Genomic DNA, 15,535 nt, shown 5'->3' with positions numbered 1-15,535 from the left:
ATGCGGTTGTGGTCTGCGTTTAAACGCCGCTGGCTCTGGCTGGCGGCGAGCGCGGTAGTGGTGTGGCTGGCGGTGCTGGGGGCCGATCGTCTCTGGCCGTTGCCGTTACATGAAGTGACGCCCGCCCGCGTGGTGGTCGCTCAGGATGGCACACCGCTGTGGCGTTTTGCTGACGCTGAAGGGATCTGGCGTTATCCGGTCACCATCGAAGAGGTGTCACCGCGCTATCTTGATGCGCTGATCCAGTATGAAGATCGCTGGTTCTGGGATCATCCCGGCGTTAACCCGTTGTCGATCCTGCGCGCGGCCTGGCAGGATCTTACGTCCGGGCGCGTGGTCTCCGGCGGCAGTACGCTAACCATGCAGGTGGCACGCCTGCTGGACCCTCATCCTCGTACTTTTGGCGGTAAATTCCGTCAGCTCTGGCGCGCGTTTCAGCTGGAGTGGCACCTTTCAAAACGCGATATTCTCACCCTCTATCTCAATCGCGCCCCTTTCGGCGGCACGTTGCAGGGCGTGGGCGCGGCAAGCTGGGCCTATCTGGGTAAACCGCCCGCACAATTGAGCTATGCCGATGCAGCGTTGCTGGCCGTGCTGCCGCAGGCGCCGAGTCGTTTACGCCCGGATCGCTGGCCGGAACGCGCGCAGGCGGCACGCAACAAAGTGCTGGCCCGCATGCAAACCCAGCAGGTGTGGCCCGCAAAGGTGGTGAAAGAAGCCAGCGAAGAGCCTGTCTGGTTGTTCCCACGGCAGATGCCGCAGCTGGCGCCGCTCTTCTCGCGCAAAGTGCTGGCGATGAGCAAAGCAGAAAAAATCACCACCACGCTGGATGCCGGGCTACAACGCCAGCTTGAAGAGATGGCGCTCAACTGGAAATCGCGCCTGCCGCCGCGCAGTTCGCTGGCGATGATCGTTGTGGATAACAGTACGATGCAGGTGCGCGGCTGGGTGGGGTCGGCGGACATCGCTGACGACAGTCGATTTGGGCATATCGATATGGTGTCGGCGATCCGATCGCCGGGATCGGTATTAAAACCGTTTGTATATGGTATGGCGATGGATGAAGGATTGATCCACCCTGCTTCGCTGCTCCAGGACGTGCCGCGCCGGGTGGGGGATTACCGACCCGGAAACTTTGATAGCGGCTTCCACGGCCCGGTGAGCATGAGCGAGGCGCTGGTGCGATCGCTGAATCTTCCAGCTGTGCAGGTTCTGGAAGCCTACGGCCCGAAACAGTTTGCCGCGCGCCTGCGTAACGCCGGTTTACCGTTGATACTGCCTGCAGGCGCGGAGCCTAATTTATCGTTGATCCTCGGCGGGGCGGGCGCGAGGCTGGCAGACATCACTGCCGCCTATAGCGCTTTTGCACGTCATGGTAAAGCAGGGCGCTTACGTTTGCTTGCCGACGATCCACTGGTGGAACGCCCGCTCTTGTCGCCGGGATCGGCGTGGATCATTCGCCGTATTCTGGCGGGAGAAGATCAGCCGATGGCCGATGATTCTCTGCCACAGGTGGTGCCGCTGGCATGGAAAACCGGGACCAGCTACGGCTATCGCGACGCGTGGGCAATTGGCCTGAATGCGCGTTACAGCATCGGCATCTGGACCGGCAGGCCAGACGGTACGCCCGTCGCCGGGCAGTTTGGTTTTGCCAGCGCGGTGCCGCTACTGAATCAGGTGAGCAATCTGTTACTTTCCCACGCCAGTGCAGGGAAAAACGGATTACCGACCGATCCACGTCCTGCTTCGGTGAGCGGTGGGACGATATGCTGGCCTGGCGGGCAGTCGCTGCCGGAGGGCGATGCGAACTGCCGCCGCCGTCTCGCGACCTGGCTTTTGGACAGCAGCCAGCCACCGACTTTGCTGTTGCCCGGTCAGGAAGGCATTCGCGGAATTCGCTTCCCGGTCTGGCTGGATGCGCAGGGCAAACGCGTTGCAGCAGATTGCCCGGATGCGAAGCAAACCACCCTGGATGTGTGGCCGCTGCCGCTTGAACCCTGGCTTCCCTCCAGCGAGCGACGCGCTGCCAGACTTCCTGCCGCCTCAACCGTTTGCCCGCCACAAATAACGCAGGACGCGCCGCCGTTAGTGCTTTCTGGCGTGCGAGAAGGCGCGGTGATCCAACGTGCCCCCGGTGAATCTCTGGCTACGATTGCGCTGCAAACCAGCGGCGGAGAAGGGCGACGCTGGTGGTTCCTGAATGGTGAGCCGCAGGAAAGCGCGGGAAAAAATCTGACGCTTACGTTACAAAAAGCGGCAGAATATCAACTGGTGGTGATAGATGACGGTGGGCAGATAGCGACGGTGAATTTTACCTTTCAATAAGATTTTTGCGCCAGCTAGCGTAAGAATGTTGCTAAAGCTAATTTTATTTTAAAAAAATGTTACCTTCGTCCATAGGCAAGGCGAGCTTGTCTCATTATAATCCGCGCCAGGTCATACGACGTATGCATAACAACAGAACACATTTCAGAGGTAATCATGGCTATTGAACGTACTTTTTCCATCATCAAGCCAAACGCGGTGGCAAAAAACGTTATTGGAAGCATCTTTGCGCGTTTTGAAGCGGCAGGGTTCAAAATCGTCGGCACCAAAATGCTGCATCTGACCGTTGAGCAAGCGCGTGGGTTCTACGCTGAGCATGATGGCAAACCGTTCTTCGACGGTCTGGTTGAATTCATGACCTCTGGCCCGATCGTGGTTTCCGTTCTGGAAAGTGAGAACGCGGTACAGCGTCACCGCGATCTGCTGGGTGCGACCAACCCGGCTAACGCCCTGGCGGGTACCCTGCGCGCAGATTACGCTGACAGCTTCACCGAAAACGGCACCCACGGTTCCGATTCTGTTGAATCTGCACAGCGCGAAATCGCTTACTTCTTCGGTGAAGGCGAAGTCTGCCCGCGCACTCGCTAATTGATCAGCCTGTAGGCCGGGTAAGGCGTCAGCCGCCACCCGGCAAAGCACCCGCACAATGCCTGATGGCGCTTCGCTTATCAGGCCTACGGTTGAGACAGGTATGATTATTTTTACGAATGTCACGTGCAGACGTGGCGTCCGTGCGCCAGAATTTGTACAATGCAACGCCCCCGGACGAGCAGACCGCTCTCCCGGGGCGTTTCTTTTTATTAACCCTCCAGGGGCCATAACGTGTAACAACGAGGCCGGTAAAGATTATGTCTGAACAAATTGTCACGCCTGAGAGCGCCATCCCGGCGGTTCCCAATAAAGATGGAAAAATTAACCTGCTGGATCTCAACCGTCAGCAGATGCGCGAGTTTTTTAAAGACTTAGGCGAGAAACCCTTCCGTGCCGATCAGGTCATGAAGTGGATGTATCACTACTGCAGCGATAACTTTGATGATATGACCGATATCAACAAGGTGCTGCGTAATAAGCTGAAAGAAGTCGCTGAAATTCGTGCGCCGGAAGTGGTTGAAGAGCAACGTTCTTCCGATGGCACCATCAAATGGGCGATTGCGGTTGGCGATCAGCGCGTTGAAACGGTTTATATCCCGGAAGACGATCGCGCAACCCTGTGTGTTTCTTCACAGGTTGGCTGTGCGTTAGAGTGTAAATTCTGTTCTACGGCGCAGCAGGGCTTTAACCGTAACCTGCGCGTTTCGGAAATTATTGGCCAGGTCTGGCGTGCGGCGAAAATCGTTGGCGCGGCCAAAATCACCGGTCAGCGTCCTATCACCAACGTGGTGATGATGGGCATGGGCGAGCCGTTGCTGAACCTCACTAACGTGGTTCCGGCAATGGAAATCATGCTTGATGATTTCGGTTTTGGTCTGTCCAAACGTCGTGTCACCTTGTCCACCTCTGGCGTCGTTCCGGCACTGGATAAACTCGGCGATATGATTGACGTTGCGCTGGCGATCTCCCTGCACGCGCCAAACGACGAAATTCGTGATGAAATTGTACCGATCAACAAAAAGTACAATATCGAAACCTTCCTGGCGGCGGTTCGCCGTTATCTGGAAAAATCTAACGCCAATCAGGGCCGTGTGACCATCGAGTACGTGATGCTCGACCACGTCAACGACGGTACTGAACACGCGCATCAGCTGGCTGAATTGCTGAAAGATACGCCGTGCAAAATCAACCTGATTCCGTGGAACCCGTTCCCGGGCGCGCCGTATGGCCGTAGCTCTAACAGCCGCATCGACCGTTTCTCGAAAGTACTGATGGAATACGGTTTTACCACTATTGTGCGTAAAACTCGTGGTGATGACATCGATGCTGCATGCGGCCAGCTGGCCGGTGATGTTATCGACCGTACCAAACGTACCCTGCGTAAGCGTATGCAGGGCGAGGCTATCGACGTAAAAGCCGTGTAATCATGCCTTCGCGCACGGCAGAAATGGCGTGCGCGACGTTAAATGGGCAAGGATTAGGCGAAACGTACTGATCTGGTTAATAATTACGGTGCGTTTCCGCCAGTATTGAGGCAGTATGTAGCGCAGGAATGACAGTGCCGCTACCGTCTCTGGTGCTGTTTTGAGGTCGCTAACCGGGCAGCTTATACTGTCTGTTCGAAGTCAACGATCGGATGTTTCGCGGTGTAGGCGTAGTCTGCATCAGAGTCTTAATTTCACGAACCAGCAGTTGTAGCGAATGAATACTGAAACCAACCCTGATCAACAAGAAGCACGTACCACGGGCTCCCGTTTACGCAATGCCCGTGAACAACTCGGACTCAGCCAGCAGGCGGTTGCTGAACGGTTATGCCTGAAGGTTTCCACCGTTCGCGATATTGAAGAAGATAAAGCGCCCGCTGAACTCGCTTCAACATTCCTGCGTGGTTATATCCGTTCTTACGCTCGCCTCGTTCATATTCCTGAAGAAGAACTGCTGCCGATGATGGAAAAGCAGGCACCGGTTCGCGCAGCGAAAGTCGCGCCGATGCAGAGCTTCTCGCTGGGTAAACGTCGTAAAAAACGTGACGGCTGGCTGATGAGCTTCACCTGGCTGGTGCTGTTCGTGGTCGTCGGTCTTACGGTGGCGTGGTGGTGGCAAAACCACAAAGCGCAGCAGGAAGAGATCACCACCATGGCGGATCAATCCTCCGTGGAACTCAATAACAGCAGCAATACCGGTTCTCAGGATGTGCCATTAGATACCGGCGCAACCAGTGCGCCTGCTACAGCGGATAACACCGCGCCAGCAACGACGCCAGCAGATACCGCAGCGACGCAAACGCCAGCCCCGACAGCGACGCCTGCGCCAGCAACCGACGCGCAGAATAACGCTGTTGTTGCGCCGTCCCAGGCGAATGTCGACCCGGCAGCGACCGCGCAGACGACTGCACCGGTAGCCACTGGCCTGCCAACTGACCCGGCTCAGCCTGTTACGCCAGCGGCTGACCCGAATGCGCTGGTGATGAACTTTACCGCGGATTGCTGGCTGGAAGTCACCGATGCGACCGGCAAAAAACTGTTCAGCGGTATGCAGCGTAAAGATGGTAACTTGAATCTCGTGGGCCAGGCGCCGTACAAACTGAAAATTGGCGCGCCGGCTGCAGTACAGATCCAGTATCAGGGTAAACCTGTCGATCTGAGCCGTTTTATCAGAACTAACCAGGTTGCGCGTCTGACCGTGAATGCCGAACAATCACCGGCACAGTAACAGACGGGCAACGCGGGAGATTTTTCATGCACAACCAGGCTCCAATTCAACGTAGAAAATCGAAACGCATTTACGTTGGGAACGTGCCGATTGGCGATGGGGCCCCCATCGCCGTACAGTCGATGACCAACACGCGTACCACCGATGTGGAAGCAACGGTTAATCAGATTAAAGCGTTAGAACGCGTCGGGGCGGATATCGTTCGTGTTTCCGTGCCGACGATGGACGCGGCAGAAGCGTTCAAACTCATCAAACAGCAGGTCAGCGTGCCGCTGGTGGCTGATATTCACTTCGACTACCGTATTGCGCTAAAAGTCGCGGAATACGGCGTCGACTGTCTGCGTATCAACCCCGGCAACATCGGAAACGAAGAACGTATCCGGATGGTGGTGGATTGCGCGCGCGACAAAAATATTCCTATCCGTATTGGCGTTAACGCCGGTTCTCTGGAGAAAGATCTCCAGGAGAAATATGGCGAACCGACGCCGCAGGCGCTTCTGGAATCCGCGATGCGCCATGTCGATCACCTCGATCGTCTGAACTTTGATCAGTTCAAAGTCAGCGTGAAAGCCTCTGATGTTTTCCTCGCCGTTGAGTCGTATCGTCTGCTGGCCAAGCAGATCGATCAGCCACTGCACCTGGGGATCACCGAAGCAGGCGGCGCACGCAGCGGCGCGGTGAAATCGGCGATCGGCTTAGGGTTGCTGCTCTCGGAAGGGATCGGCGACACGCTGCGTGTTTCGCTGGCGGCCGATCCGGTTGAAGAGATCAAAGTCGGTTTCGACATTCTGAAATCCCTGCGTATTCGTGCGCGCGGCATCAACTTCATTGCCTGCCCGACCTGTTCACGTCAGGAATTTGACGTTATCGGTACGGTCAACGCACTGGAACAGCGCCTGGAAGATATCATCACGCCGATGGACGTTTCCATTATCGGTTGCGTGGTGAATGGCCCAGGTGAAGCGCTGGTATCAACGCTGGGCGTGACGGGCGGTAATAAGAAAAGCGGCTTGTACGAAGATGGCGTGCGTAAAGACCGTCTGGATAACAACGATATGATTGACCAGCTGGAAGCCCGCATTCGTGCGAAGGCGACGATTCTGGATGAAGCTAATCGTATCGATGTTCAGCAGGTCGAAAATTAACAAGATGGGAAGTTAGTGTTCTCAAGGTATACACAAAATCATTCAGGTTGCGTCAAGGCGGCAAGCGAGTGAATCCCGATGAGCTTACCAGGGTAAGTGATTCGGGTGAACGAGCGCAGCCAACGCAGAGGCAACTTGAAGGATGAAGTGTATATGACGACCCGAACTTCCCGTGTATGATTGAACCCCTGCGGGAAATCCGCTGAGGGTTCATTTTTATATTTATAAAGAGAATAAACGTGGCAAAAAACATTCAAGCCATCCGCGGCATGAACGATTATCTGCCTGGCGAGACCGCCATCTGGCAGCGCATTGAAGGCACACTCAAAAACGTGCTCGGCAGCTACGGTTACAGTGAAATCCGTTTGCCGATTGTAGAGCAGACCCCGTTATTCAAACGCGCGATTGGTGAAGTGACCGACGTGGTTGAAAAAGAGATGTATACCTTTGAGGACCGCAATGGCGATAGCCTGACCCTGCGTCCGGAAGGTACTGCGGGCTGCGTACGCGCCGGCATCGAGCATGGTCTTCTGTACAATCAGGAGCAGCGTCTGTGGTATATCGGGCCGATGTTCCGTCACGAACGTCCGCAGAAAGGCCGCTACCGCCAGTTCCATCAGCTGGGTTGCGAAGTGTTTGGTCTGCAAGGGCCGGATATCGACGCCGAGCTGATTATGCTTACCGCTCGCTGGTGGCGCGCGCTGGGCATTTCTGAACATGTCGCGCTGGAGCTGAACTCTATTGGTTCCCTGGAAGCGCGTGCGAACTATCGTGATGCGCTGATTGCCTTCCTCGAACAGCATAAAGAGAAGCTGGACGAAGACTGCAAACGTCGTATGTACAGCAACCCGCTGCGCGTACTGGATTCAAAAAATCCGGACGTTCAGGCGCTGCTGAACGACGCGCCTGCGCTGGGCGACTATCTTGACGATGAGTCTCGCGAACATTTTGCCGGTCTGTGCGCTCAGTTGGATGCGGCAGGCATTGCCTACACCGTCAACCAGCGTCTGGTGCGTGGTCTGGACTACTACAACCGCACCGTGTTTGAGTGGGTGACCAACAGCCTGGGCTCGCAGGGTACCGTTTGCGCCGGTGGGCGTTATGACGGTCTGGTTGAGCAATTGGGCGGTCGCGCCACCCCGGCGGTGGGCTTCGCGATGGGTCTCGAACGACTTGTTTTGTTAGTTCAGGCAGTTAATCCGGAATTTAAAGCCGATCCTGTTGTCGATATATACCTGGTAGCCTCAGGTGCTGATACTCAGTCCGCCGCAATGCGTCTGGCTGAAGAGGTACGTGATGCAATTCCGGGTGTGAAACTGATGACTAACCACGGCGGCGGCAACTTCAAGAAACAGTTTGCCCGTGCGGACAAATGGGGTGCGCGCGTTGCTCTGGTGTTAGGTGAGTCTGAAGTCGCACAAGCGAATGTGGTCGTGAAGGATTTACGTTCTGGCGAGCAGACAACCGTAACGCAGGACGGCGTTGCCGCGCATTTGCGCACTATTCTGGGTTAATCTCCCGGACATTTTTATCAGGAGAAGGACTGCGTGGAAATGTACAATAACGATAACGACCAGGTTGACGCGCTTAAGCGTTTCTTTGCCGAAAACGGTAAAGCGCTGGCCGTTGGGGTCATTTTAGGGATTGGTGCGCTGGTTGGCTGGCGTTACTGGACGTCCCATCAGCTGAATACGGCGCGTGAATCTTCACAGGCCTATGAAAATGCCGTTTCTTCTCTTAGTTCAGGGAAACCGGAAGCGCTGGCCGGAGCAGAGAAATTCGCTGCCGAATCGAAAAACACCTACGGTGCTTTCGCGTCGCTGGAACTGGCTCAGCAATACGTAGACAAAAATGAACTGGATAAAGCGGAAAAACAGCTTAACCAGGGCTTAGCTGCGGCTTCTGATGAGAATCTGAAATCGGTTATCAGCATGCGTCTGGCACGCGTTCAGCTGCAAATGAAGCAGCCGGATGCGGCGCTGAAGACCATTGAAAGCATTAAAGGCGAAGGCTGGACGGCTATCGTCGCCGATTTGCGCGGGGAAATTCTGCTCAGCAAAGGTGACAAACAAGGCGCTCGCGCGGCCTGGGAAGCAGGGGCGAAAAGCGATGCTTCTCCTGCGCTCAGCGAAATGATGCGCATGAAAATTAATAATTTGTCCATCTGAGAGGGACCCGATGCAATTGCGTAAATTACTTTTGCCAGGACTGCTTTCTGTCACTCTGTTGAGTGGTTGTTCCTGGTTTAGCGGCGAAGAAGATATCGTAAAAATGTCCCCGCTGCCGACGGTTGAAAACCAGTTCACACCTTCTACCGCATGGGATGTGTCGGTGGGTAACGGGATTGGCAACTTCTATTCCAACCTGCATCCGGCCTATGCAGACAGCGTGGTTTATGCGGCAGATCGTCGTGGTACCGTTAAAGCGCTGAACGCGGATGACGGCAAAGAAGTCTGGTCTGTAGACCTGGCGGAAAAAGATGGCTGGCTGTCACGTAAACCGGCGCTGCTTTCCGGCGGCCTGACCGTTTCTGGCGGCCATGTTTATGTCGGCAGTGAAAAAGCAAAAGTGTATTCCCTGGATGCAGGCGATGGTTCCATCACCTGGCAGACGGCTATGGCGGGTGAAGTTCTGTCTCGTCCAGTGGTCAGCGACGGCCTGGTGCTGGTTCATACCAGCAACGGTCAGCTGCAGGCGCTGAACGAAGCTGACGGTGCGATCAAGTGGACCGTCAACCTGGATATGCCAGCGTTGTCACTGCGCGGTGAATCCGCTCCGGCTGTTGCTTACGGCGCAGCGATTGTGGGTGGTGATAACGGACGCGTCAGCGCCGTGCTGATGCAGCAGGGCCAGCTGATTTGGCAGCAACGTATTTCTCAGGCAACGGGTAACACCGAAATTGACCGTCTGAGCGATGTCGATACCACGCCGGTTATCGCCAATGGCGTCGTTTACGCGCTGGCATACAACGGTAACCTGACCGCACTGGACCTGCGCAGCGGCCAGATCCTGTGGAAACGCGAGCTGGGTTCGGTGAATGATTTCATCGTCGATGGCAACCGTATCTACATGGTCGATCAGAACGACCGCCTTCTGGCGCTCACCACTGATGGCGGCGTAACGCTGTGGACGCAAAGCGATCTGCTGCACCGCCTGCTGACGGCGCCTGCGCTGTATAACGGCAGTCTGGTGGTTGGCGATAGCGAAGGTTACATGCACTGGATTAACACCGAAGATGGCCGCTTTGTTGCACAGCAAAAAGTGGACAGCTCTGGCTTCCTGACTGAGCCGGTTGTTGCCGATGGCAAACTGCTGATTCAGGCAAAAGACGGTACGCTGTACGCGATTACGCGTTAAAATAGTGCGGTGATTCAGTGAATAACGGCTCCTGTTAAATCAGGGGCCGTTTGCTATTTTTATTATTATTGTTTTTGTGCCCGATGGTGCAACGTTTATGAGGCTACATTTTCTGTAGGCCGGGTAAGCGCAGCGCCACCCGGCAAACCAAATATTGAGTTAATGAGGCTTTAACATGATTCCTGTGGTCGCGCTTGTCGGGCGCCCTAACGTTGGAAAATCCACGCTATTTAACCGCCTGACGCGCACTCGTGATGCGCTGGTCGCGGATTTCCCGGGTCTGACTCGTGACCGTAAATACGGTCGTGCTGAAGTGGAAGGCCGTGAGTTCATCTGTATCGATACTGGCGGTATCGACGGTACAGAAGAGGGCGTAGAAACCCGTATGGCGGAACAGTCGCTGCTGGCGATTGAAGAGGCCGACGTGGTGCTGTTTATGGTCGATGCGCGCGCCGGGCTGATGCCTGCGGATAAAGCGATCGCCAAACATTTGCGTTCTCGTGAAAAACCGACCTTCCTGGTAGCGAACAAAACGGACGGCGTTGATGCCGATCAGGCCATCGCTGATTTCTGGTCGCTCGGTCTGGGGGATATCTACCCGATCGCCGCCTCCCACGGTCGCGGCGTGACCAGCCTGCTGGAACACGTGCTGCTGCCGTTTGTTGATGACGTTAACCCGCCGGAAGAAGTAGACGAAGACGCGGAGTACTGGGCGAAATTTGAAGCTGAGCAGAACGGTGAACCGCTGGAAGAGCCGGAAGATGATTTCGACCCGACAACGCTGCCTATCAAGCTGGCGATTGTCGGTCGTCCGAACGTAGGTAAGTCTACACTTACTAACCGTATTCTCGGCGAAGACCGCGTAGTGGTCTATGACATGCCGGGTACGACGCGTGACAGTATCTATATCCCGATGCAACGCGATGAGCGTGAATACGTGCTCATCGACACCGCCGGTGTGCGTAAGCGCGGAAAAATTACCGATGTGGTCGAGAAATTCTCCGTTATCAAGACGTTACAGGCGATCGAAGACGCTAACGTGGTGCTGCTGGTTATTGATGCCCGTGAAGGCATCTCCGATCAGGACCTGTCCCTGCTGGGCTTCATCCTGAATAGTGGGCGCTCACTTGTTATTGTGGTCAACAAATGGGATGGCCTGAGTAACGAAGTCAGAGAGCAGGTGAAAGAGACGCTGGACTACCGTCTGGGCTTTATCGACTTCGCGCGCGTGCACTTTATCTCTGCGCTGCACGGCAGCGGCGTCGGCAACCTGTTTGAATCCGTACGCGAAGCCTATGACAGTTCGACCCGCCGCGTAGGAACCGCCATGCTGACTCGCATCATGACGATGGCGGTGGAAGATCATCAGCCGCCGCTGGTGCGTGGCCGTCGCGTGAAGCTGAAATATGCGCACGCCGGGGGTTATAACCCGCCAATCGTGGTAATTCACGGCAACCAGGTGAAAGACCTGCCGGATTCCTACAAACGTTATCTGATGAACTACTTCCGCAAGTCGCTGGATGTGATGGGGACGCCGATTCGTATTCAGTTCAAGGAAGGGGAAAACCCGTATGCGAATAAGCGCAATACGCTGACCCCAACCCAGATGCGTAAGCGTAAACGTCTGATTCAGCACATTAAGAAAAGTAAGTAATCACTAATCAATGGCCTCTTTAAGAGGCCATTGTCATTAAGGAGCCACTATGGAACTGCTTTGCCCAAAATGTCAGCTCCTGCTGGAGCAGGATGGCGCACATGCGCATTGTCCATCCTGCGGTAATGATGTCGAACTGCTGGCCTGCTGCCCGGATTGCCATCAGCCGTTACAGGTTCTGAAAGCCTGCGGCGCGGTCGATTATTTCTGCCAGAATGGGCACGGGTTGATTTCCCGCAAACGTGTCGAATTTATTCTTCCTGCCTGAATGAATATTATTCCCGGCAATTTAATTGTCGGGGATATTCATTTAATGAATGTTATGTTTGTTTATATTATTTCTTAAAATAAATTATTCCAATACATGATGTGCGATTAATCAAGAAAAACTAATTTTCAGAATTTATTTAGAGTGGCGTCACTATTTTTTCTTTTTTGTCGACATAAAATTAGTCGGTCAAAATTTTATTGTCAGGATTTTTTATCGTGCAGTGGATGCGCCTGCTATTACTTCTGTTTATTTCAGGGACGGTATACGCCGAGCCCGATACTGCTACGCCTGATAATAAACATCCGCCGGAATCTACACTGCCCGATCTTGGCAGTGAGCAAGCGCAGCGAGAAGAGCAGGAATCTAAAGGGCAATCGCTGAAAGAGCAGGGCGCGGAGTATTTCATGGGCTCTGCGACCCAGGGCTTTGAGAACCTGACGCCTGAGGCGCTGGAGTCGCAGGCGCGTAGCTACCTTCAAGGGCAGGTCACCTCGGGCGCGCAGTCTTTAATCGAGGGGGCAATGTCGCCATTTGGTAAAGTTCGTTCAAACCTTTCTATTGGACAAGGCGGCGATCTTGATGGAAGTTCCTTAGATTATTTTGTTCCCTTATATGATAACCAACAAACTGTTTTATTTAGCCAATTATCTGCTCAGCGAAAAGATGACCGTACAATAGGGAATATCGGTTTTGGGGTAAGGCATAATTTAGATAAATGGTTATTAGGTGGAAATATATTTTACGATTATGATTTTACCCGAGGCCATCGTCGATTAGGCTTAGGAACAGAAGCCTGGACCGATTATTTAAAATTCTCCGGTAACTATTATCATCCGCTTTCAGACTGGAAAGATTCTGAAGACTTCGATTTCTATGAAGAACGTCCGGCGCGCGGCTGGGATGTTCGCGCAGAAGCCTGGCTACCCGCGTACCCGCAACTGGGCGGAAAACTGGTTTTTGAACAATATTATGGCGATGAAGTTGCGCTTTTCGGCACGGATAACTTAGAGAAAGATCCCTTTGCTGTGACCGTTGGCGTGAACTATCAGCCGGTACCTCTTCTCACCGTTGGCGCTGATTACAAAGCGGGGACCGGCGATAATACTGATGTCAGCATTAATGCCACCTTCAATTACCAGTTTGGCGTCCCGCTGAAGGATCAGCTCAACGGCGATAATGTCGCGGCAGCCCACACGTTGATGGGCAGTCGGCATGATTTCGTCGAACGTAATAACTTTATCGTGCTGGAATACAAAGAAAAAGACCCGCTTGACGTCACCTTGTGGCTCAAAGCGGACGCCACCAATGAGCATCCGGAATGCGTGATTAAAGATACGCCAGAGGAAGCGGTTGGCCTGGAAAAATGTAAATGGACCATCAACGCGCTGATAAACCACCACTACAAAATTGTCGCCGCCTCGTGGCAGGCGAAAAACAACGCAGCCCGCACGCTGGTCATGCCTGTTGTTAAAGCAAATACCATCACTGAAGGGAACAACAACCACTGGAATCTGGTGCTGCCTGCCTGGCAGTACAGTTCCGATAAAGCTGAGCAGGAAAAGCTGAACACCTGGCGGGTACGGCTGGCGCTGGAGGATGAAAAGGGTAATCGGCAGAATTCCGGTGTGGTGGAAATCACCGTTCAGCAAGACCGTAAAATTGAGCTGATCGTCAATAACATCGCAGATGTGCCGGATGAGAACAATCACAGCCATGAAGCCAGCGCCCAGGCAGATGGCGTCGATGGCGTGGTGATGGATCTCGACGTTACCGATAGCTTTGGAGACGGCACCGATCGCAACGGCGAGGCGCTGCCGGAAGATAACCTTGCGCCGCAGCTTTACGACGCGAAAGATAAAAAAGTCACCCTCACCAACCAACCTTGCTCGACTGACACTCCCTGTGTCTTTATCGCCAAACAGGATAAAGAAAAAGGCACGGTAACGCTCTCCAGCACGCTGCCCGGCACCTTCCGCTGGAAGGCGAAAGCGGCCCCCTATGACGACAGTAACTATGTTGACGTGACGTTCCTTGGTGGGGATATCGGTGGGCTAAACGCCTTTATTTACCGCACTGGCGCAGATAAACCGGTCAACCTGATCGCCAATGACAAAGAGCACCCGCCCGTCGATGCCACCTACCGTTTTGTGTTGTGGCGTGATGCGAACAAAGACGGCGTGTTCCAGCAGTCAGAAAAACTCAGCGATGAAGAAATGGCGCAGTACGACTATCGCTGGGAGTTTACCGGCCAGAGCGCCCATGGCGAAACGGGCGCGCAGACCCATACCGCCAATGAGGACATTGTGATTCCCGCCACCAACCTGGAAGCGGTGAAGAAGTTTGGCGCGCAGGCGGGGGATGGCGTGCAGGGATACGGTTTACGTGTGGTGTACAGCAAAAAGTAATATCAGCGCAATGGCTATCCGGCCAGTCGCTGGAATTTAATCAAGGAGAGTATTGATGAGATATCAAATGAAACAGCGACTGACTAAAGTCGCGCTGGCGGTGGCCGGATGCTGTTTAGTTCCGGCGGCGCTGGCGTGGACGGAATCAGGAACGACCGACGCCATTCAGGGGACGATCCCCTGGATCTTCCGTAGCGCCTCGGAAAAGACCGATAGCGATAAAGGGCATGTGACCGTAGCGGTTGATCGTGGCTCGCGTACTGCCACTACCGATCAGGAAAAAATGTTCCATGTAGGCGATAAGGTCACGCTCAGTTGGGTTATTGGCGATACCGAAGGCGACCTTGACAGCGGTACTAAAGGCGACAACGGCGCGACGAAAGAAACGATGCAGTGGATGAGCTACAAAGATGCCAGCGGCACCGATCCGAAGCCAATTGGTACGGCAGGCAGCGACAGCTACACGATCACCGACGCGGATCGCGGCCGTTACATTGGCGTAACGCTAACGCCAACGACGCAGACCGGTATACCGATAGCCGGTGACCAACTGTATCTGTTTGATTTATCGACGGATACCGGCGGCGGCGATAACGACGACGATGTTCCGTCAGGCCCGGTAGTCAACGACAACCTGAAAGTTTCGATCTACGAAGACAATACCACGACTAACCTTATCGGCTCGTCGACGAAACTGAAAACCGCCACAACCTATAAAGTCCTGCTGTGGTCGGATGAAAACGGCAACGGTCGGTACGATACTGGTGAAGACGTCACCGCAAACTACAACTACCGCTGGAAATTCACCGGCACCAGCCTGCAACTGGGTACGGCAGGCGGTATTGTCGCTGAATCCTGGAATAACCAGCCTCTTGTTATTCCGGTTACCAACGCGGAAGCGAAAGCGGCCTTCGACAACTCGGGCGGTGGTCTGGTTATCGGCAACGACGGTGTTCAGGGTTACGGCCTGTCCATCGAGTACGAACACAAATAATGTTCATCGCACGCCACCCCGCAAAGGGGTGGCATTTCCGCGTTTTTTGCTTAACGCGGCGTTAAGCAAAGCACGTTGAAG

General features: G+C 54.4%; 12 protein-coding genes. All 12 read left to right on the top strand.

Annotation, left to right across the window (positions count from 1 at the left end):
* Complete coding sequence (gene pbpC / locus AC1MKH_RS18200; RefSeq protein ID WP_276219404.1) at nucleotides 1-2,325, top strand: peptidoglycan glycosyltransferase PbpC; 2,325 nt, start codon at nucleotides 1-3, stop codon at nucleotides 2,323-2,325.
* A gap of 156 nt (nucleotides 2,326-2,481) precedes the next feature.
* Complete coding sequence (gene ndk / locus AC1MKH_RS18195) at nucleotides 2,482-2,913, top strand: nucleoside-diphosphate kinase (protein ID WP_015963434.1); 432 nt, start codon at nucleotides 2,482-2,484, stop codon at nucleotides 2,911-2,913.
* 260 nt (nucleotides 2,914-3,173) lie between these two features.
* Entirely contained in the window at nucleotides 3,174-4,340 is a 1,167-nt protein-coding gene (gene rlmN / locus AC1MKH_RS18190) for a dual-specificity RNA methyltransferase RlmN (RefSeq protein WP_015963435.1), read from the top strand.
* Nucleotides 4,341-4,617: 277 nt separating this feature from the next.
* Nucleotides 4,618-5,628, top strand: coding sequence for a cytoskeleton protein RodZ (gene rodZ / locus AC1MKH_RS18185; RefSeq protein ID WP_276219407.1), 1,011 nt, complete (start codon nucleotides 4,618-4,620; stop codon nucleotides 5,626-5,628).
* A 26-nt stretch (nucleotides 5,629-5,654) separates the two neighbouring features.
* Complete coding sequence (gene ispG, locus AC1MKH_RS18180; RefSeq protein ID WP_276219409.1) at nucleotides 5,655-6,773, top strand: flavodoxin-dependent (E)-4-hydroxy-3-methylbut-2-enyl-diphosphate synthase; 1,119 nt, start codon at nucleotides 5,655-5,657, stop codon at nucleotides 6,771-6,773.
* Nucleotides 6,774-7,012: 239 nt separating this feature from the next.
* Nucleotides 7,013-8,287, top strand: coding sequence for a histidine--tRNA ligase (gene hisS / locus AC1MKH_RS18175; RefSeq protein ID WP_231826519.1), 1,275 nt, complete (start codon nucleotides 7,013-7,015; stop codon nucleotides 8,285-8,287).
* Between the two features lie 33 nt (nucleotides 8,288-8,320).
* Nucleotides 8,321-8,941, top strand: a complete 621-nt coding sequence (locus AC1MKH_RS18170; protein WP_149464790.1) for a YfgM family protein — start codon at nucleotides 8,321-8,323, stop codon at nucleotides 8,939-8,941.
* 10 nt (nucleotides 8,942-8,951) lie between these two features.
* A complete protein-coding gene (bamB, locus tag AC1MKH_RS18165; protein WP_276219412.1) occupies nucleotides 8,952-10,130 on the top strand; it encodes an outer membrane protein assembly factor BamB in 1,179 nt (392 codons plus the stop codon).
* A gap of 175 nt (nucleotides 10,131-10,305) precedes the next feature.
* A complete protein-coding gene (gene der / locus AC1MKH_RS18160) occupies nucleotides 10,306-11,784 on the top strand; it encodes a ribosome biogenesis GTPase Der (protein WP_015963441.1) in 1,479 nt (492 codons plus the stop codon).
* Nucleotides 11,785-11,833: 49 nt separating this feature from the next.
* A complete protein-coding gene (locus tag AC1MKH_RS18155) occupies nucleotides 11,834-12,052 on the top strand; it encodes a zinc ribbon domain-containing protein (protein ID WP_276219416.1) in 219 nt (72 codons plus the stop codon).
* A gap of 227 nt (nucleotides 12,053-12,279) precedes the next feature.
* A complete protein-coding gene (sinH, locus tag AC1MKH_RS18150) occupies nucleotides 12,280-14,460 on the top strand; it encodes an intimin-like inverse autotransporter SinH (RefSeq protein ID WP_442961938.1) in 2,181 nt (726 codons plus the stop codon).
* A 55-nt stretch (nucleotides 14,461-14,515) separates the two neighbouring features.
* Nucleotides 14,516-15,454 (top strand): SinI family autotransporter-associated protein, encoded by a 939-nt coding sequence (locus AC1MKH_RS18145; RefSeq protein ID WP_276219418.1) that lies wholly within the window; start codon nucleotides 14,516-14,518, stop codon nucleotides 15,452-15,454.
* The last annotated feature ends 81 nt before the right edge of the window (nucleotides 15,455-15,535 follow it).

Source organism: Pseudocitrobacter sp. CD920760 (assembly GCF_057782505.1).
Note: the sequence above shows the minus strand (reverse complement) of the source record. Positions and strands in the feature narration are given on the sequence as shown.